Source organism: Butyrivibrio sp. CB08 (assembly GCF_003625485.1).
Lineage (GTDB): Bacteria > Bacillota > Clostridia > Lachnospirales > Lachnospiraceae > Butyrivibrio.
Genome location: NZ_RAIR01000001.1, coordinates 218,729 through 237,432 on the forward strand (window position 1 = coordinate 218,729; position 18,704 = coordinate 237,432).

At 44.6% G+C, this 18,704-nt stretch carries 17 protein-coding genes; 16 read left to right on the plus strand and 1 reads right to left on the minus strand.

The window, feature by feature from the left end; genetic code table 11:
• Positions 1–133: 133 nt before the first annotated feature.
• The 10 genes from gap (at position 134) to D6855_RS01065 (ending at position 11,342) form a co-directional block, all read left to right on the plus strand.
• On the plus strand, positions 134–1,165 hold the full coding sequence (gene gap / locus D6855_RS01020; RefSeq protein WP_034446477.1) for a type I glyceraldehyde-3-phosphate dehydrogenase: 1,032 nt from the start codon (positions 134–136) through the stop codon (positions 1,163–1,165).
• Between the two features lie 95 nt (positions 1,166–1,260).
• Entirely contained in the window at positions 1,261–2,502 is a 1,242-nt protein-coding gene (locus D6855_RS01025) for a phosphoglycerate kinase (protein ID WP_120737135.1), read from the plus strand.
• Positions 2,503–2,538: 36 nt separating this feature from the next.
• Positions 2,539–3,285: a triose-phosphate isomerase gene (gene tpiA / locus D6855_RS01030; RefSeq protein WP_120737137.1), complete on the plus strand. Its 747-nt coding sequence runs from the start codon at positions 2,539–2,541 to the stop codon at positions 3,283–3,285.
• A 126-nt stretch (positions 3,286–3,411) separates the two neighbouring features.
• The gene (locus tag D6855_RS01035; RefSeq protein ID WP_120737138.1) at positions 3,412–4,425 is read left to right on the plus strand and encodes a histidine kinase N-terminal 7TM domain-containing protein; all 1,014 of its coding nucleotides are present in this window, start codon (positions 3,412–3,414) and stop codon (positions 4,423–4,425) included.
• 23 nt (positions 4,426–4,448) lie between these two features.
• Complete coding sequence (locus D6855_RS01040; protein WP_120737140.1) at positions 4,449–5,876, plus strand: glycosyltransferase; 1,428 nt, start codon at positions 4,449–4,451, stop codon at positions 5,874–5,876.
• The gene (locus D6855_RS01045; protein WP_120737143.1) at positions 5,860–7,503 is read left to right on the plus strand and encodes a glycoside hydrolase family 13 protein; all 1,644 of its coding nucleotides are present in this window, start codon (positions 5,860–5,862) and stop codon (positions 7,501–7,503) included. The genes D6855_RS01040 and D6855_RS01045 overlap by 17 nt, the downstream gene beginning before the upstream one ends.
• A gap of 274 nt (positions 7,504–7,777) precedes the next feature.
• A complete protein-coding gene (locus tag D6855_RS01050) occupies positions 7,778–8,056 on the plus strand; it encodes a helix-turn-helix transcriptional regulator (RefSeq protein ID WP_120737145.1) in 279 nt (92 codons plus the stop codon).
• Between the two features lie 118 nt (positions 8,057–8,174).
• Positions 8,175–9,524, plus strand: a complete 1,350-nt coding sequence (locus tag D6855_RS01055; protein ID WP_120737147.1) for a VirD4-like conjugal transfer protein, CD1115 family — start codon at positions 8,175–8,177, stop codon at positions 9,522–9,524.
• The gene (locus D6855_RS01060) at positions 9,496–10,089 is read left to right on the plus strand and encodes a ClpP family protease (RefSeq protein WP_120737149.1); all 594 of its coding nucleotides are present in this window, start codon (positions 9,496–9,498) and stop codon (positions 10,087–10,089) included. The genes D6855_RS01055 and D6855_RS01060 overlap by 29 nt, the downstream gene beginning before the upstream one ends.
• Positions 10,090–10,172: 83 nt before the next feature.
• Positions 10,173–11,342: a Card1-like endonuclease domain-containing protein gene (locus D6855_RS01065; RefSeq protein ID WP_120737151.1), complete on the plus strand. Its 1,170-nt coding sequence runs from the start codon at positions 10,173–10,175 to the stop codon at positions 11,340–11,342.
• A gap of 81 nt (positions 11,343–11,423) precedes the next feature.
• On the opposite strand, the gene D6855_RS01070 is transcribed toward D6855_RS01065, so the two are convergent.
• Positions 11,424–11,960, minus strand: coding sequence for a hypothetical protein (locus D6855_RS01070; RefSeq protein ID WP_120737153.1), 537 nt, complete (start codon positions 11,958–11,960; stop codon positions 11,424–11,426).
• A 296-nt stretch (positions 11,961–12,256) separates the two neighbouring features.
• Here D6855_RS01070 and kduI point away from each other — a divergent pair, with 296 nt between their 5' ends.
• The 6 genes from kduI to D6855_RS01100 all read left to right on the plus strand — a co-directional run bounded on the left by kduI (position 12,257) and on the right by D6855_RS01100 (position 18,636).
• Positions 12,257–13,120, plus strand: coding sequence for a 5-dehydro-4-deoxy-D-glucuronate isomerase (gene kduI, locus D6855_RS01075; protein ID WP_120737155.1), 864 nt, complete (start codon positions 12,257–12,259; stop codon positions 13,118–13,120).
• Positions 13,121–13,169: 49 nt separating this feature from the next.
• Positions 13,170–14,027 (plus strand): gluconate 5-dehydrogenase, encoded by an 858-nt coding sequence (locus tag D6855_RS01080; RefSeq protein ID WP_120737157.1) that lies wholly within the window; start codon positions 13,170–13,172, stop codon positions 14,025–14,027.
• A 37-nt stretch (positions 14,028–14,064) separates the two neighbouring features.
• The gene (locus tag D6855_RS01085) at positions 14,065–15,027 is read left to right on the plus strand and encodes a bifunctional 4-hydroxy-2-oxoglutarate aldolase/2-dehydro-3-deoxy-phosphogluconate aldolase (protein WP_120737159.1); all 963 of its coding nucleotides are present in this window, start codon (positions 14,065–14,067) and stop codon (positions 15,025–15,027) included.
• A gap of 24 nt (positions 15,028–15,051) precedes the next feature.
• On the plus strand, positions 15,052–16,077 hold the full coding sequence (locus tag D6855_RS01090) for a sugar kinase (protein ID WP_120737161.1): 1,026 nt from the start codon (positions 15,052–15,054) through the stop codon (positions 16,075–16,077).
• 133 nt (positions 16,078–16,210) lie between these two features.
• Positions 16,211–17,374: a GGDEF domain-containing protein gene (locus tag D6855_RS01095; protein ID WP_158589437.1), complete on the plus strand. Its 1,164-nt coding sequence runs from the start codon at positions 16,211–16,213 to the stop codon at positions 17,372–17,374.
• Positions 17,374–18,636, plus strand: a complete 1,263-nt coding sequence (locus D6855_RS01100; RefSeq protein ID WP_120737166.1) for an HD domain-containing phosphohydrolase — start codon at positions 17,374–17,376, stop codon at positions 18,634–18,636. Before D6855_RS01095 ends, D6855_RS01100 begins: the two co-directional genes overlap by 1 nt.
• Positions 18,637–18,704 lie beyond the last annotated feature (68 nt).

Genomic DNA, 18,704 nt, shown 5'->3' on the forward strand with positions numbered 1-18,704 from the left:
ACATTTTTTAATATTCTCACTTGATTTATGGCTAAAAGTCTAATAGAATAGAGGGTGCTGATAAATAATTATCAATTCTGATGATATAGGAACAGCAACCTATTTATTAAATTCATTTTAGGAGGAACTTAAAATGGCAGTAAAAGTAGCAATCAATGGTTTTGGCCGTATCGGTCGTCTTGCATTCAGACAGATGTTTGGTGCAGAAGGTTACGAAGTAGTAGCTATCAATGATCTGACAAGCCCTAAGATGCTTGCTCATCTTTTGAAGTACGATTCTTCACAGGGACGTTACGTAGAAGTAGGTCACGAAGATGACGTAACAGCTGATGACGAGGCTGGAACAATCACAGTAAAGGGTAAGACAATCAAGATCTACAAAGAGCCTGATGCAAACAATTGCCCATGGGGAGAGCTTGGAGTAGACGTAGTTCTTGAGTGCTCTGGATTCTATACATCTAAGGATAAGGCACAGGCACACATCAATGCTGGTGCTAAGAAGGTTGTTATTTCTGCTCCTGCAGGAAATGATCTTCCTACAATCGTATACAACGTTAACCACACAACACTTACTAAGGATGACAAGATCATTTCAGCTGCATCTTGCACAACAAACTGTCTTGCACCTATGGCTAAGGCTCTTAACGATTATGCACCTATCCAGTCAGGTATCATGTGCACAATCCACGCTTACACAGGTGACCAGATGATCCTTGATGGTCCTCAGAGAAAGGGCGACCTTAGAAGATCACGTGCAGGTGCTGTAAACATCGTTCCTAACTCAACAGGTGCTGCAAAGGCTATCGGCCTTGTTATCCCTGAGCTTAACGGCAAGCTTATCGGCGCTGCACAGCGTGTTCCTACACCTACAGGATCAACAACACTTCTTTTCGCAGTTGTTAAGAAGGCAGACGTTACTAAGGATGCTGTAAACGCAGCTATGAAGGCAGCAGCTACAGAGTCATTCGGATACAACACAGACGAGATCGTTTCATCTGATATCGTTGGTATGAGATTTGGTTCACTCTTCGATGCAACTCAGACACTTGTTAACAAGGTTGATGACGATACATACGAAGTACAGGTTGTTTCATGGTATGACAACGAGAACTCATACACATCACAGATGGTTAGAACAATCAAGTACTTTGCTGAGCTTGGCTGATCTACCTATCCTATCGGAATAGACTTTTAATGAGGTCCGGTCCATATGGACCGGGCCTCTTTTTTTAAGAATAATAAACCCAGGAGGTATATTAAATGGCGGCATTAAACAAAAAGTCCGTAGATGACATTAATGTAAAGGGCAGACGCGTTCTCGTTCGTTGCGACTTCAACGTTCCTCTTAAGAACGGTGAGATCACAGACGAGACCAGAATCGTAGCAGCTCTTCCTACAATCAAGAAGCTCGTTAAGGATGGCGGTAAGGTTATCCTTTGCTCACACCTTGGTAAGGTTAAGAATGGCCCTAACGAGGGTGAATCTCTTGCACCAGTAGCTAAGAGACTTTCAGAGAAGCTTGGCAAGGAAGTTAAGTTCATCAGCGATTACTCTGTTACAGGTGCAACTGCAACAGGCGCTGTTGAGGCTATGAACGAGGGAGATGTTATTCTTCTTCAGAATACACGTTTCAGAGGCAAGGAAGAGACCAAGCCTGAAGAGGCTGGAGATGCTTTTGCAAAAGAGCTTGCAGACCTTGCAGATGATTATGTATGTGATGCTTTCGGATCAGCTCACAGAGCACACGCTTCTGTAGCTGGTGTTACAAAGTTCATCAAGGAAAAGGGCGGCAACAACGCAGTTGGTTACCTTATGCAGAAGGAGATCGACTTCCTTGGTAACGCAGTTGAGAATCCAGTAAGACCTTTCGTAGCTATCCTCGGTGGTGCTAAGGTTGCTGACAAGCTCAACGTTATCAACACTCTTCTTGATAAGTGCGATACTCTTATCATCGGTGGTGGTATGGCTTACACATTCCTTAAGGCTAAGGGATACGAAGTTGGTAAGTCACTTCTTGATGAGACTAAGGTAGATTACTGCAAAGAAATGATGCAGAAGGCTGAGAAGGCTGGCAAGAAGCTTCTTCTTCCTGTTGATACAGTTTGCATCGATTCTTTCCCAGATCCTATCGACAATCCTAACATCGCAACAACAGTTGTTGATGCTGACAAGATCCCTTCAGACAAAGAGGGTGCTGATATCGGACCTAAGACAATCGAGCTTTACGCTGACGCTGTTAAGTCTGCTAAGACTGTAGTTTGGAACGGACCTATGGGCGTATTCGAGAACCCAGTTCTTGCAAACGGAACAGAGGAAGTTGCTAAGGCACTTTCAGAGACAACAGCTACAACAATCATCGGAGGTGGTGACAGTGCAGCAGCTGTTAACCAGCTTGGCTATGCTGACAAGATGAGCCACATCTCAACTGGTGGTGGAGCTTCTCTTGAGTTCCTTGAGGGCAAGAAGCTTCCTGGCGTTTACGCTGCAGATGATAAGGCTTGATCGCTAACATATAAATAATCTTTGGAGGATTACATAATGGCACGTAGAAGAATTATCGCCGGTAACTGGAAGATGAACAAGACTCCCAGCGAGGCAGTTGCACTTTGTGCAGAATTAAAGGACCTTGTTAAGAATGACGCTGTAGACGTAGTTTACTGCGTACCAGCAATTGATATTGTTCCTGTAGTAGAGGCTGTTAAGGGTACAAACGTACACGTTGGTGCTGAGAACTTCTACATCGAGGACAAGGGTGCTTTCACAGGTGAGATCTCAGCTCCTATGCTCAAGGATGCAGGCGTTGAGTACATCATCATCGGACATTCTGAGAGAAGAGATATCTTCGGTGAGAACGATATCCTCATCAACCAGAAGGTTAAGAAGGCATTCGCAGCAGGCCTTAAGCCAATTCTTTGCTGTGGTGAGTCTCTTGCACTTCGTAAGGCTGGCACATACAAAGAGTGGATCGCCAGACAGATCAAGTGGGATCTTGATGGTGTAACAGCTGATCAGGTTAAGGAGCTTGTTATCGCATACGAGCCTATCTGGGCTATCGGAACAGGCGAGACAGCGTCGTCAGATCAGGCTGAGGAAGTTTGCGCTCTTATCCGTGAGCTCATCGGACAGATGTACGATGCAGCTACAGCTGATGCTGTACGCATCCAGTACGGCGGATCAATGAACGCTGGCAACGCAGCTGAGCTTCTTTCAAAGCCAAACATCGACGGTGGTCTCATCGGCGGTGCAAGCCTTAAGCCAGACTTCGGCCAGATCGTTAACGCTTAATTAATCATCAAGCTAATTAGACGAGATTTAAGGGGCGGTTCCAAAATGGAACCGTCTCTTTTTAATTGACATAACATGATATATAATGTACTAGGAGACGTTTATTCGATTATGAGGGGTTGAATAATGATCTATATTATATGTTTCTCGATAGCTCTTTTGCTGCTGCTCTACATTATTTCCTATGCTGGAGTAGTGGATTATAACATTGTGCTCCTTTGCGTGGTGGTGGCCATAAGTAACGGGGGATATTATGCCCTGTCCGTATCCACTAATCTTGAGGAGGCAATCTTGGGAAATACCCTGTCCTATGTTCTGGGTATCTTTTCTCCCTTGCTGTTTTTCCTGATAATGTGCAGCATCTGCAGACTTCGTATCCCTAATATTGCGGTTTCAATAATGTGCGCCATTCAGATTTTTATCTATATGACGGTCTGCACCTGTGGAAAGCTGGATATCTTCTACAAGACCATACAGTTCCATCAGTCTGAGGCTGGTACTTACCTTACCAAGACCTATGGACCTATGCACACTGTATATTTGATATCTCTGGCTGTTTATACAGTGGCAGGAATTGTAGTAGCTATATATTCTATTTCCAGAAAGACTGTGGTAAGCCGCACAAACGTAGATATTATGCTGTTTGTTGATCTGTTTACCATAAGCGTTTATGCAAACGAGAGACTTGTTAAGAATACCGTTGAGCTGATGCCTATTGCAGCAACAATAACTCTCATCATAATACTTATGACGCTGATAAAAATATCAGTATATTCGCCCTATAACAATCCTGAAATTATAGATTCAGAGGTCAGTAGCAGTGGATATATTGTTTTTTCCAAGCGTGTAAAATACATGTCCAGTAGCGAATATGCAAAGGTAATTTTCCCTGAGATTGCGGAGTGGGAACTGGAAAAGCCTATTCCCGGAGATGGAGGGAAATTTAACACGTATCTTCGCCCGGCTCTGACAGAGTTTATAAATAACTCCAAAGAGCGCACTGTTTCTAACGTTTTCAGATACAAAGAGCAGATCTTTTGTTATGAGATCGGTAAGATAAGGGGAAGCGGAAGATCCATCAGAGGTTATTACATCCGCGTATTTGATGTAACAAATATTCCTATAATAGAAAATAAATAATTGAAAAAAGAGGTGACCTGAAGATGAATATATGCCTTTTGAATGACTCTTTTCCACCAGTGATTGACGGCGTTGCAAATGTGGTGATGAACTATGGAAGCGTACTTACCACAGAGCTTAAGTCAAATGTTGTGGTGGGAACTCCAAGATATCCGGATGTCAGCTATGAAGGCTATCCATACAAGGTCGTACCTTATCCGAGCTTTGATACCACAGATTTTGTCAAGGGATACAGGACAGGTAATCCACTGGCTATCAGGGAGATAGCCCAGATGGCGGAGATGGAACCTGACATTATCCACACCCATTGTCCTGCGGCATCAACCATTATGGCCAGGATCCTAAGAAGGGAGACTGGTGCGCCTATAGTTTTTACCTACCACACCAAGTTTGATGTGGACATTGAAAGAGCTGTGGGCGAGGGCCTTCTTAAGAAGGAGACCATAAAGGTGATGGTCAGCAACATTGAGGCCTGTGACGACGTCTGGGTGGTATCTGAAGGAGCTGGAGAGAATCTTCGAGCCCTTGGTTATGAGGGCGAGCTTCGAGTGATGCCAAACGGCGTTGATTTTCCAAAGGGCAGAGCGTCCAAGGACCTGGTAAAAGAACTGAACCAGTCCTACGACATACCTGAGGGAACGACGCTTTTTCTTTTTGTTGGAAGGCTTATGAATTACAAGGGTCTGCCAATTATCGTTGATGCGGTAAAAGAGCTGTCGGTTTCTGGCCTTGACTTTAGAATGGTCTTTGTTGGTGGAGGCGTTGATGCTGAGGGACTCCAGAACAAGGTCAGGGAATATGGCATCGCCATGGATGTATACGGAGAGAACGGCGCGCTTACTCATTTCGATGGAAAAGAGGGAATGGCTGGAAAGATAATCTTCACAGGTCCGGAGCACGACAGAGAAAAACTCAGGGCATGGAACACCAGGGCTGATCTGTTTCTTTTCCCATCTACCTATGATACTAACGGAATAGTAGTAAGAGAAGCTGCGGCCTGTGGACTTGCCAGCGTTCTCATAAAGGGTTCCTGCGCTGCAGAGGGCGTTACAGATGGAAGAAACAGCTACCTGATAGAGGAAAATGCTGCGTCTATGGCAGAGCTTTTAAAGAAAGTCCATGGAAAACTTCCTGAGCTTAATGAGACTGGCCAGAAGGCCATGGATGAGATTTACATATCCTGGGACAAAGCCGTAAGGCTTGCCTACGACAGATACAAGGAACTTCATGAGATGAAGGTTTCAGGAGAACTTGGAATCAGGAAACACCAGAGCTTTGAGTATCTGATGAACATGACAGCTGTAGCTCTTGATGGCACACAGAAGGCCTTCTTCGATACCCCGAAGATGATCTATGAGGGCATGAGAGAGAACTTTGAGGAACTTCGCAGTATCAGGGAAGATATCATTACAGAGATTAAGGACATGATTCACGATGGAACAGACAAGTAAACGTGACTGGTATAAAGAGATGAGCTTCTACCAGATCTGGGTAAGAAGCTTTGCAGATGGAAACGGAGACGGGATTGGAGACCTCTACGGCGTCTATGACAAGCTTGAGTACGTTAAGTCCCTTGGCGTAGATGGAATCTGGTTCTCGCCAATCTACCCATCCCCTAATGCTGATTTTGGCTATGATATTTCGGACTACAAGGACATCCATCCTGATTTTGGAGATCTGGACCAGTTTAAGAAGGTCCTTAAAAAGGCCCATGAGCTGGGACTTAAGGTCATAATGGACCTTGTTGTAAACCACACTTCAGACGAGCATCCATGGTTTATTGAGAGCAGAAAGGGGAAGGATAACCCCTACAGCGATTACTATATCTGGCGTGATAAGCCAAACAACTGGGACAGCCTCTTTGAGGGCAAAGCCTGGGAGTATGATGAACAAAGAGGTCAGTACTACCTCCATATCTTTGCCAAAAAGCAGCCGGACCTTAACATGGATAATCCAAAGGTCAGAGAAGAAGTAAAGGATATCATGCGCTTCTGGCTGGATATGGGAGTTGACGGCTTCAGGGAAGACGTTATCAACTTCATATCAAAGAGAGAAGGCCTTCCAAACGGACTTCCAATCCTTCCTGCAGCCAAGGGTATGTCCCATTACAAGGACGGCCCTCACATTCACGAGTACCTGTCTGAGTTTAGGAAGGTCTGCGAAGAGTATGACTGCTTCCAGCTTGGGGAAGGCCCAATGACTACGGTTAAGTCTGCCATGAACTATCTGACAGGGCCAACAAAGTCCCTGGATATGATGTTCTCTTTTGACCACATGATGGCTGACTGCTTTATGACAGAGTATATGCACAGGCCATTTTCACTGGTGAAGCTCAAAAAAGCTCTGACCAAGTGGCAGAAGGCTCTTGAGGGAAAGGGCTGGAATGCCCTCTATATGGAGAACCACGACCACCCAAGGATCATCAGCAGATATGGAAGCGAACATTTATGGAGAGAGTCAGGAACCATGCTGGCTGCCTGCTACATCTTCCTTCAGGGTACTCCTTTTGTGTACCAGGGGCAGGAGATTGGCATGACCAACATAAGGCTCATGTCAATTGACCAGTATGTTGATGTTTCCTCCATCACCAACTATCACACCTATCACCTAAAAGAGGACCCTGAGAGGCGTCTTCACAGGATACATTTATCCAGCAGGGATTCAGCCAGGACTCCTATGCAGTGGAATCCAGGCGCAAATGCGGGATTCTCAAATGTTAAGCCATGGTTCTACGTTAATCCAAACTACAAGAGGGTTAATGTGGAAAGCGAGGAAAAAGATCCCGCCAGCATCCTGAATTTTTACAGAAAGTGCCTGAGCCTTAGAAAGAGCTCTAAGACCCTTCTATATGGTACCTACAACGAGTTTTACCCAAAGAACCCCAATATATACATGTATGAAAGGTGTCTTGATGACGAGGCTTATCTTGTCATATGCTCTTTTTCAAGACTTCCTGTTAAACCCAAAAAGCCGGAGAAATTTAGGGGCAAGAGAGGCGAGCTTGTGCTTTGCAACTACGAGCAGACCCATAAGCTCTTCAGGCCTTTTGAGACGAGAGTATACAGATACAAACTCTGACAGTCACCTTGTTTCCGGACTTATAAAAATAAAGGAGTTATCCTAAAGAAAATAGTTCAATTAACCGATTTATTATAACAGCCGCAGGATTTACATTCTGCAGGTAAGTGTTATAATATCCTTTACCGAAAAACTTAATAACGAAAAACCAAATATAACACAGCCTTGCATCCTTTAGAGGCAGCGGTGCCAAATGCCCCACGGGCAGAGGATGATGTAACCGATGGTAGCTGGTAGCAACTGGTAATTATCACTTTACACAAGGAGGCAAATTATGTTTGATAGCTATTCAGTAAGAATCGACCTTCCTGCAACAGGGAACAAGATCAAGGAGCTTCGGTACTCCAACAACTATACTGTAGCCCAGCTGGCAGAAATACTACACAGCTCGGAAAACGCTATCTTCAGATGGCAGCGCGGAGACTGCCTGCCGTCACTGGACAACTTAATAATCCTAAGCACAATATTCCATACAACAATGGATGACATCATTCAAATAGAGGGGAGGGGCGATGAGCCCCTTCTTCCTTTTTGTCTAAAAGTACAGATCTAAGGCGTTTCGCCATACTAAACTTCAGCGTCATTTTCACTTTATTCCCATTTCGCTATCATAGCATTTGAAAAGAATTGAATATGAAAAGAACTAAACCAGGGAAGGAGGTTGCTAACCAATGCAAAAACAAAGCAACATGATTCTGGGGAAGGACAGGGTGTACAGTCTTGACACCTACTCCACCAAAAGAAACAACAACGTCCTTGTGGTCGGCGCATCTGGCGCAGGAAAGACCAGGGGAATAGTAAGTCCCAACCTGATGGAAGCCACTGGCAGCTACATTGTTTCAGACCCGAAGGGGAGCCTCTATGGCAAGTACAAAAAGTACCTTGAGGAGAGAGGCTACGAAGTTAAGAAGCTTGATTTCACGGACCCACTTAATTCAGTTCACTACAACTTCTTAAGCTACATTAAGGAGCCAAAAGACATAATCAAGGCCGCCCACATGCTGGCCTACGAAGAAAATACTACCCAGGATCCCTTTTGGGATCACAGCGCGGCCATGCTGCTGTCATCGCTCATAGCCTACTGCATCGAGAACCTCAACGAAGATGAGCAGAACTTCAGGAGTATTGAAAAGCTCCTGCAGCAGGCAAGAAGAAGCGGTTACGCTTCGGATGACGACAGTGTTTTAGACAGAATGATGTCAGCCCATGAAAGGAGGTATCCAGACAGCTGGGCCACCAGACAGTACAGAAATGTAGCTGTAGCCCCAGAGAGAACCTTCAACTCAATACTTATCACCCTTACCTCAAAGATAAGGAACTTCAACTCCCAGGAGCTTACAGAGATGATGAGCTGCGACGATGTGAACATCGCTTCCATCGGACAAAAAAAGACAGCCCTCTTTGTGGTAGTAAGTGACAACGACAGGTCCATGGACAACCTGGCAAATCTCTTTTTCACCCAGGCCATGAACGAGCTGTGCAGGTACGCAGACAAGGAGTGCAAGGACTTTAAACTCCCAGTTCCAGTAAGGTTCATCCTTGATGACTTTGCTACCAACTGCCGCATTGATGAGTTCCCAAGGATGATAGCTTCAATAAGGTCAAGGGGCATATCAGCAATGCTGATGATACAGGCAGAAGCGCAGCTCCTTGATTCCTACGGGGCAGACGGGCGCACCATCATAGGTAACTGCGACACCTACGTATACATGGGAGGAACGGATGTTGAAACCGCCAAGGCTGTGGCTGAGAGGTGCGATGTACCTGTAAAGAAGATACTGAACATGCCCGTTGGGACCAACGTAATATTCAGAAGGGGAGAGGAACCCATCTGGGGAAAAATCCTCGACCTTGATACCTACGAGGAATCCTCAAACTTTGAGAGCAAATCTTTCAAAGAAGTAAAAATAAGGGATGACAAACCTCTTCGCAGCAAGCTTCTTGGAAAGGAAAGATGCAGACCAGTTTCAAGCAGAGTAAAGGAGGACAAATATGAATATCACATGGACACCTTCTGTTGAGGTTGAAAGTGCACACGGAGTCAGGGAGGTGTCTCTTAGAACGAGACACCTCATGGACAGAAAACTCTTCCTTACGGGGGAGATAAACGAAGATATGGCCAACGACTTTTTTTCCCAGCTTATGTACCTTGAAAAAGAAAATAGCGACCCAGTAGCAATCTACATCAACAGCCCAGGGGGCGAAGTAAACGCGGGGCTCTTTATCTACGACGCCATACAGTGCAGCAGTTTGGAGATCAACCTGGTATGCACTGGTATCTCAGCAAGCATGGCGGCCATCATCCTTGCTGGAGGCAGGAAGGGCCACAGATATATCCTTAAGCACAGCAAGGTCATGATCCATGAACCTCTGATATCAGGCGGAGTTGGCGGCTCTGCCACTTCAATAAAGAATATCTCCGACAAGATCCTTGAGACCAGGTCCATTGTAAATGGAATCCTCTCAGAGCACACAGGAAAGACCCTGGAGGAGATAAATGATGCAACAAGTTACGACAACTACATGAACGCAGAGGAAGCTATAGACTTTGGAATCTGCGACGAGGTCGTTAGCTCTTTTGCCTGAAAAAAGCTTTGAAAGGGGTACTGCAAAGTGCCCCTTTTTGCGTATATAATGGTATTACCAAGATATTTGCAGGAGGGTTTTATATGGTTGTCAATTTCGAGTTCCTTTGCGATGAGAGTATTGAAAATGTAATTACCTGTTTGCATTATCAAGTTGATAAGGTCGTGTTTTTTGGCTATTACGAGACTATCGTAAAGCTGAAGGATCAGACCAAGAACTTCCTGAAAAAGTATTGCGGTGTAAAGGACGTTATCTTTTTGCCGCTGTCTGAAAAGGATCTGCCATCTATCCTTGAGGGGATGAGAAAAGAGATCATCCATGAAAGTAGCGGGAAATCAAAGCTCTTTTTCGATATCACAGGTGGTGAAGGGCTTTTGCTGGTAGCCTTTGGAATGCTGGCAAAAGAGCTGAATGTCCCAATTCACATGTTTGATGTGGAAAAGGACAAACTTATAGAGCTTGATGAGGGGGCTGAGAGAAGCATCAGTAAAGATGTAAGTCCTCAGACTGTGGAGCTTGATCTTGACAGCTACGTTGAGATGTATGGTGCTACCATCAATTATCGTATGCAGAAAGATATCAAAAAGGACCTGGGTCCGGAGTTTAAGGCGGATTTTGAAAAGGTCTTCAAAATAGCAAAAAAGTATGATCCGTACTGGAATGCATTCACCAATTTTATTACATCAAAAATGAAGGTCTCTGAGGATCTCTGGGTGGATGCAAGCGACGAGTTTGTTATAAATGAGCTTCAGCAGAGGGGAGGAAAGTTTAACAACACCAGTATCCTGGAGGAAATTCTTGATGTTCTTTATAAGGAAGGGCTGATCCTTGATCTTGAGCATGGCAGAAGATACAGGTTCAGATTTAAGAATCCGGAAGTAAAAGACTGCATCAAAGATACTGGAAGTCCCTTTGAACTTCATGTCTATCATGAGGAAAAGGCTTTGCATAAAGACTGCCGTGTAGGTGTCCATATTGACTGGGATGGAGTGCTCCATGAAACAAATGGAGATGATGTATTCAATGAGATAGATGTGCTGGCGATTGACGGAATAATCCCGATATTTATCTCCTGCAAAAGTGGTAATCTCAACAATCATGAAAAACTCAGCGCACTCTATGAAATTGATACAGTTGCCGGCAGGCTTGGGGGCAGACATGCCAAAAAGAAGCTTGTTGTCAGCCGCGAGTTCGGAGAAGTTTACGAAGAACGCGCTGCGGATATGGGCATAGAAGTAGAGATAGCAAAATAAATACACAGCAAAAAACAAGGTGCCTTCCTCCCCAGGAAGACACCTTGTTTTTCTTTTTTCCTCATAACAAATTCAATTTGCTCAGCCACCAAGAGTAGTGTTTACAAACGCTCTGGCTACACCTTCGTCAAGCTCTACTGCATCGTAAACAGTTCCCTCGCTGTCAACGATGATGCCTGTCTTAAGGTCTTCATTAAAGTAGTAGCCGTACTCTTTTTCTCCGCCAATAAGCTTGGCGTAAGTCTTGCCATCAGCAGTTGTGGTTTCCTCTGTTGTCCACATGCCATAGTCAAGATGGCCGTCTTCTACGTAGATGTAGATAAGATCGCCCTGGTCATTTCTGAACATTGCGACGTCGATGTCCTTAGCAGCGCCATCTGCTGTCTTAAGTCCGCCCATAAATGTAAGGGTGTCCTGAACAGCCTGAATCTGCTCCTCAAGGCTCATCATACCTTCGTCCTCGTCTGCAGCTTCCTGAGCCACATCAGCAGTTTCTAAAGCTGCTTCCTGTGTGTTAGCGGAAGCACTAGTAGCACTCTTTCCACAGGCAACCAGCACTGCGAAAATGGATGCCACAGTAAGGCCTGCAAGCACCTTGTTTATCACATCAGTTTTCATAACATCTCCTCCCTCAAAGAGTTGTTTTGTACAACCAATTTTGAATTCTAGCACTAGATTTTGTGGCTGTATATATGACTGACCAAATATTTAGAGAAAGTTTATAAATGGTTTAAAGAATGTTTCTTAGCAATTTTTGCAATGTTATAAAAAAGAGGACATGCTAGAATGATTATGTGAAAGCACTTACATTAGTCAAGATTTGCAACTTTTTGACCTAAAAATGAAGTGAAATTGAATATTGTTTACATTATGATGATAGTGGTTTAATAAGATTTCATGTATTGGAGGTAGTTATGGAACTTAGAACAGCATGTTCACCCAAGGACGAGAAGTACTATGACACCAAGAGACTCAGAGAAGAATTCTTAATTGATGATCTGTTTCAGCCAGATGACATCAAGCTTGTGTACAGCCACATCGACAGGATCATAACAGGATCTGCAGTTCCAGTTAACAAGGAACTTAAGCTTACAGCAGGAGATGAGCTTCGCGCTGAGTATTTCCTTCAGAGAAGGGAAATGGGTGTTATCAATATCGGTGGAGATGGAATTATCACCATTGATGGCAAGAAGTACGAGGTTGAGTACAAGCAGGGTATGTACATAGGAATGGGAGCAAGAGATATCTCTTTTGCCAGCAAGGATTCCGCAAAGCCTGCCAAGTTCTACATCAACAGCGCACCTGCCCACAAGACATATCCAACTGTTCTCATTAAGAGAGAGGGAACACCTTCTGAGGACGTTGTCATCATCAAGGATGAGAACAAGAAGGAGCTGGGAAGCCTTGAGCAGGCCAACCACAGAGTCATCAACAAGTACATCCTTCCAGGACAGGTTGAGACCTGCCAGCTGGAGATGGGTATGACTGAGCTTAAGCCAGGAAGCGTATGGAATACAATGCCATGCCACACCCACGACCGCAGAATGGAAGTTTATCTGTACTTTGATATTCCTGAGGATGCTCTCGTAATGCACTTTATGGGAGAGCCTACAGAGACAAGACACATCATCATGAGAAACGAGCAGGCAGTCATCAGCCCAAGCTGGTCAATCCACTCGGGCTGCGGAACACAGGCTTATACCTTTATCTGGGGAATGGTTGGAGAGAACCAGGACTTCGATGACATGGACGACTGTGCAATGACAGATCTTCTCTAATATAAACAAAACACTATTATTCAATTTTTCAATTTCAGGAGGGTTAAAAATGGGAGACTTTTTAAAGAACTTTTCACTTGAAGGCAAGGTAGCATGGATCACAGGCGCATCTTACGGCCTTGGACTTGCTTATGCAGTAGCTTACGCTGAGTCAGGAGCCAAGATTGTATTTAACGATATCAATCAGGAGCTTGTTGACAAGGGCCTTGCAGAGTACAAAAAGCGCGGCATCGAAGCTTACGGTGCTGTTTGCGACGTAACAAAAGAAGACCAGGTTGTTAAGTTTGTAGCTGACGCTGAGAAGGCAGTTGGCGGTACAATTGACATCCTTGTTAATAACGCTGGTATCATCAAGAGAATTCCTATGACTGAGATGACAGTTGAGCAGTGGCAGCAGGTTATCGATGTAGATCTTACAGGTCCTTTCATCTGCTCTAAGGCTGTTCTTCCAGCAATGATCAAGAAGGGATCAGGCAAGATCATCAACGCATGTTCAATGATGTCTGAGTTTGGCCGTGAGACAGTTTCTGCTTATGCAGCAGCTAAGGGCGGACTTAAGATGCTCACAAGAAACATCTGCTCTGAGTATGGTCAGTATAACATCCAGTGCAACGCCATTGGACCTGGCTACATTGCAACACCTCAGACAGCACCTCTTCGTGAGAAGCAGCCTGATGGATCAATGCATCCATTTGACAGATTCATCCGTTCCAAGACACCTGCACAGAGATGGGGCAAGACTGAGGACCTTATGGGCCTTGCAGTATTCCTTGCATCACCAGCATCTGACTTCATCAATGGTCAGGTAGTTTACATCGACGGTGGTATTTCAGCTTACATCGGACAGGATCCTAACAACCTTGATCCTTCCAAGTTCACAGATATTGATGAGAACGAAGCACAGTAATTAAATTTAAATAGTTATAAAAGGAAAGGTAATAACAATGGATAAGATTTGTGAAGAGCTTTACAAAATTGGTATTGTGCCTGTAATCGCTATCGACGACGCCAAGGACGCCGAGCCACTTGCAGAGGCGCTTATTAAGGGCGGACTTCCAGCAGCAGAGGTTACATTCAGAACAGAGGCTGCTGAGGAAGCAATCAGGATCATTTCTCAGAAGTTCCCTGAGATGATCGTAGGAGCTGGAACTGTACTTAATGCTGAGCAGGCAGATCGTGCCAAGGCAGCAGGCGCCAAGTTTATCGTTAGCCCTGGATTCAACAGATCAAATGTTGAGTACATCCAGTCTATCGGAGTTCCTGTAGTTCCAGGAACAGCTTCTCCTGGAGAAGTTGAGCAGGCTATCGAGCTTGGACTTGATTGTGTTAAGTTCTTCCCTGCAGAGCAGAACGGCGGTATTGCCAAGATCAAGGCTATGGCTGCTCCATACACCAAGATGCACTTCATGCCTACAGGCGGAGTTACCAAGGATAACCTCAATGATTACCTTGGATTCAACAAGGTATTCTGCTGTGGTGGTACATGGATGGTCAAGAAGGACCTCATCGCTGCAGGCAAGTTCGACAAGATTGAAGAGATGACAAGAGATGCAGTTAACGCTATGCTGGGCTTCAAGCTCAAGCACATCGGAATCAACCAGGACAGCGCTGAGGCTGCTGAGTCTGTTGCTGATATGTTCGATAATCTCTTTGGATTTACCAAGAAGGTTGGCAACTCTTCTGTATTTGCAGGATCATTTGTTGAGGTTATGAAGGCTAAGGGCCGCGGAGAGAGCGGACACATCGCTATCGGCTGCAATAACGTTGACAGAGCTGTTTATCACCTTTCCAAGCAGGGCGTTAAGTTTGATGAGTCATCATATTCATATGATGCTGAAGGTCACCTTAAGGTAGCATACCTTGCTGACAACTTTGGCGGTTTTGCAGTTCATCTTTGTCTCAACTGATATATTTAATGGAGGAATAATAAAATGGCAAAAAAGGTAATTACATTTGGTGAGATCATGCTGCGTCTGCAGCCAGATAACTATTTAAGATTCGTACAGGTAGACCATCTTGAGGCTACATTCGGCGGCGGAGAGGCTAACGTATCAGTTTCTCTTGCTAACTATGGTCTTGATTCTGTATATGTAACCAAGCTCCCTAAGCATGAGATCGGTCAGGCAGCTGTTAACTCTCTTAGAAAGTACGGCGTTGACACATCTAAGATCACAAGAGGCGGCGACAGAGTAGGTATCTACTTCAACGAGAAGGGTGCTTCTCAGAGAGGTTCAAAGTGCATCTACGACAGAGCTCATTCAGCTATCGCTGAGGCTTCTCCAGCTGATTTCAACTGGGATGAGATCTTCGAGGGTGCTGAGTGGTTCCACTTCACAGGAATTACACCAGCTGTAAGTGATTCTCTTGCAGCTATCACATTAGAGGCTTGTAAGAAGGCTAAAGAGCACGGCCTTACAGTGTCCTGCGACCTTAACTACAGAGGTAAGCTCTGGAGCAAGGAGAAGGCAGGAAAGGTTATGGGCGAGCTCTGCCAGTATGTAGATGTATGCATCGCTAACGAGGAGGATGCTAACGATGTATTTGGCATCGCTGCTTCTTCAACAGACGTTACAACTGGTAAGCTCAACAGAGAGGGCTACATCGAGGTTGCTCAGAAGCTCACAGACAGATTTGGCTTCAAGAAGGTTGCTATCACTCTTCGTGAGAGCATTTCAGCTAACGACAACAACTGGAGCGCAATGCTCTACACTGATGGACAGGCTTACTTCTCCAAGAAGTATGCTCTTCACATCGTTGACCGTGTTGGCGGCGGAGATTCCTTCGGCGGCGGACTTATCTACAGCTGCGTAAACAACTTTGGACCTCAGGAGACAATCGAGTTTGCTGTAGCTGCATCAGCTCTCAAACACTCTATTGAAGGCGATTTCAACCTTGTTACCGTTGACGAAGTCAACAAACTTGCGGGTGGAGATGGCTCAGGACGTATCCAAAGGTAATAAAGTTCACAAAAAATTACGAAAATAATGTCAAAAAGCGCCATGTTTGCTGTTTTAAAACATGGTGCTTTTTTGTATAATAGACTTACGGGTTTTGTTCTTTAGACTACTAACACACGAAAGAGGAGACAAAGTGCAAATACCTGGCTGGATAATACTCAACTTTTATACTGCACTTTTGTTAGTCCTTCTTTTGATATTTGAGAGAAAGACCATTCACACGGAAGCGGGTGACAGGTTTATTAGTCTTGATGTCATGACGCTTGTTCTTCTTGCGTCTGAAACCATCGGACATATAGGTGAGATTTATCCGGAAAAATATCTGATTCTGACTAAGATTGGGTACTATGTGATTTATGCACTGGACCCGGCAGATTATCTGTTTGCGATTCTTTACATTAATTGCTGGCTTGGTGATAATGGCAGGACTAAGGGGAGAAGGCCTTTTGTCTTTGCTTATTGGATATTTGTTATCACTAATTTTGCTCTTGTCACTATTTCCACTTTGTTTAATCTCAAGTGGTTTTACTACTTTGACGGAACCACTTATTGTAGAGGACCACTATTCATAACAAGAGCGGTGTTCCTGATGATATTCTGTCTGCTACTGACTTTATATACAGTTGTTTACAGAGAGAGTATCTATGCAGATTACAGGAAGGCTATTTTTTCACTTCCAACACTGGCTGCAGCGGGAGCATTTTTGCAGATAGCTTTTACAGAGATGAATATGACCTATGCTTCAATAGCTATAGGACTTCTGATACTCTTTTTCCAGCTTCAATCCAAGAATCTGGATGTAGATTATCTTACTGGAGCACTTAACAGAAGAGGTTTGGATATACGTCTTGAGGAGGCGATCAAAAACGCGCAGATGGGTGGCAGGACATTTTCAGCTATCATGCTGGATCTTGACCACTTCAAACAGATAAATGATACATATGGGCATATTGAGGGGGATTATGCTCTTAAGAAAGTGGCTGAGATTTTGTTCGAAGTCTTTTCGCAGCACGCTTCTATTGGCAGATTCGGAGGGGACGAGTTCTGTATCCTGGCTGGTGTTCAGGAGGCAGAGAAACTGGCGGATGTTGTCGACATCGTTGAAGATGAGCTTGAGAAGTGGAACTATAAAAAGGAAAAGCCCTACCAGATAGAAGTCAGTATGGGCAGCATGGTCTACGATCCATCAAGTAAGATGAGTGCTAAAGAGTTTCAGATGGCAATTGATGAGCTTATGTACAATCAAAAGCGCAAACACCATCTGGCAGATAATAGAAGGCAAGGTGAGGAACAATAATGAAGCTGGATAAGACATCTGAGACATTACTGGTATTTATGGCGGTTCTCGTCATAATAGTAACAGCATATTATGTAGAGGATATCAGCCTTAGAAACAATGTCTCCCTCGAATACAATCAGGATATGAGTCTTACTGGAGTAAGGTTGTCTGACAAGGTCTACAGTACCTGCCAGAAGGTCAAGCAGTGGAAAAATGCCACAGACTACGGCCTCCAGTTTGAGTTCACTCTCTATAACAACGAGAAGTCCAATATCAGCAACTGGACCATAGATATGGAAGTGCCTGAGGACGCAGAGATCGCAGACTGCTGGAATGCAGGAGCCACAATAAGAGATGGCATTCTTACACTGACACCTCTTTCCTATAACTCAGCCATACCAAGTGATGACCAGATCAGCTTTGGATACATAATTAACACCAAGGACAATAACTTTGCTCCTACAATGATGCATCTTGTAGGCTACAAGGCAGCAATAGTTTCAGACTCAGCAATTAAGAGAGTCATTTACATAGCATTTGTAATATGGGCAGTTCTCTTTGTTGGATTCTTCGTAACAAGATTTAACCTTAGGAACTACCGCGAGAAACAAAAGACAGACGTCAAGATCATCCTTCAGTCTATGAACACATTCATCAACTTCATAGATGCCAAGGATCCATATACCAGGGGCCATTCAAGACGAGTTGCCATGTACGCGGCAGAGATCGCCAAGAGAATGCACCTCTCAGAGGATGAGGTTCAGAACGTATACTACGCAGGACTTCTTCACGATGCAGGCAAGATCAGTGTACCTGATGCGGTACTCAATAAGCCTGGCAAGCTCTCAGAGGATGAGAGACGTCAGATCCAGGAGCACACAATCGCAGGCGGAGATATGCTAAAGCAGCTTTCTTCACTTCGTGGAATAAGGGAGACAGCTCTTTATCACCATGAGAGATACGATGGTAAGGGCTATCCTGAGGGACTTAAGGGCGAGTCAATTCCTCTTTATGCGAGAATTGTAGGCGTTGCAGATTCCTACGACGCTATGTCCAGTAACAGAGTCTATAGAAGGCACCTCAACAAGGACGAGATCATCGAAGAGATCCAGCAGGGTGCAGCTACACAGTTTGATCCTAACATCGTGGTATACATGATCGACATGATCAACGACGGATACGTCAACGTAGTTAAAATGGAGACCGCTGAGCGCGAAGAGGGCTCAAGAGATTTCCACCTTACCGAGGACGATATTCCTGGAGTATACATGGGACTATAAAAAGATACCCGCTACGGCTCTTGCCGTGGCGGGTTTTTGATTTATATATGCAGTTGGAGTGCTGACGC

What these genes read in the sequence shown, in the direction of transcription:
- gap (WP_034446477.1), top strand. Translation starts at nt 134, where the DNA reads ATGGCAGTAAAAGTAGCAATCAATGGTTTTGGCCGTATCGGTCGTCTT.
- D6855_RS01025 (WP_120737135.1), top strand. Translation starts at nt 1,261, where the DNA reads ATGGCGGCATTAAACAAAAAGTCCGTAGATGACATTAATGTAAAGGGC.
- tpiA (WP_120737137.1), top strand. Translation starts at nt 2,539, where the DNA reads ATGGCACGTAGAAGAATTATCGCCGGTAACTGGAAGATGAACAAGACT.
- D6855_RS01035 (WP_120737138.1), top strand. Translation starts at nt 3,412, where the DNA reads ATGATCTATATTATATGTTTCTCGATAGCTCTTTTGCTGCTGCTCTAC.
- D6855_RS01040 (WP_120737140.1), top strand. Translation starts at nt 4,449, where the DNA reads ATGAATATATGCCTTTTGAATGACTCTTTTCCACCAGTGATTGACGGC.
- D6855_RS01045 (WP_120737143.1), top strand. Translation starts at nt 5,860, where the DNA reads ATGGAACAGACAAGTAAACGTGACTGGTATAAAGAGATGAGCTTCTAC.
- D6855_RS01050 (WP_120737145.1), top strand. Translation starts at nt 7,778, where the DNA reads ATGTTTGATAGCTATTCAGTAAGAATCGACCTTCCTGCAACAGGGAAC.
- D6855_RS01055 (WP_120737147.1), top strand. Translation starts at nt 8,175, where the DNA reads ATGCAAAAACAAAGCAACATGATTCTGGGGAAGGACAGGGTGTACAGT.
- D6855_RS01060 (WP_120737149.1), top strand. Translation starts at nt 9,496, where the DNA reads ATGAATATCACATGGACACCTTCTGTTGAGGTTGAAAGTGCACACGGA.
- D6855_RS01065 (WP_120737151.1), top strand. Translation starts at nt 10,173, where the DNA reads ATGGTTGTCAATTTCGAGTTCCTTTGCGATGAGAGTATTGAAAATGTA.
- D6855_RS01070 (WP_120737153.1), bottom strand. Translation starts at nt 11,960, where the DNA reads ATGAAAACTGATGTGATAAACAAGGTGCTTGCAGGCCTTACTGTGGCA.
- kduI (WP_120737155.1), top strand. Translation starts at nt 12,257, where the DNA reads ATGGAACTTAGAACAGCATGTTCACCCAAGGACGAGAAGTACTATGAC.
- D6855_RS01080 (WP_120737157.1), top strand. Translation starts at nt 13,170, where the DNA reads ATGGGAGACTTTTTAAAGAACTTTTCACTTGAAGGCAAGGTAGCATGG.
- D6855_RS01085 (WP_120737159.1), top strand. Translation starts at nt 14,065, where the DNA reads ATGGATAAGATTTGTGAAGAGCTTTACAAAATTGGTATTGTGCCTGTA.
- D6855_RS01090 (WP_120737161.1), top strand. Translation starts at nt 15,052, where the DNA reads ATGGCAAAAAAGGTAATTACATTTGGTGAGATCATGCTGCGTCTGCAG.
- D6855_RS01100 (WP_120737166.1), top strand. Translation starts at nt 17,374, where the DNA reads ATGAAGCTGGATAAGACATCTGAGACATTACTGGTATTTATGGCGGTT.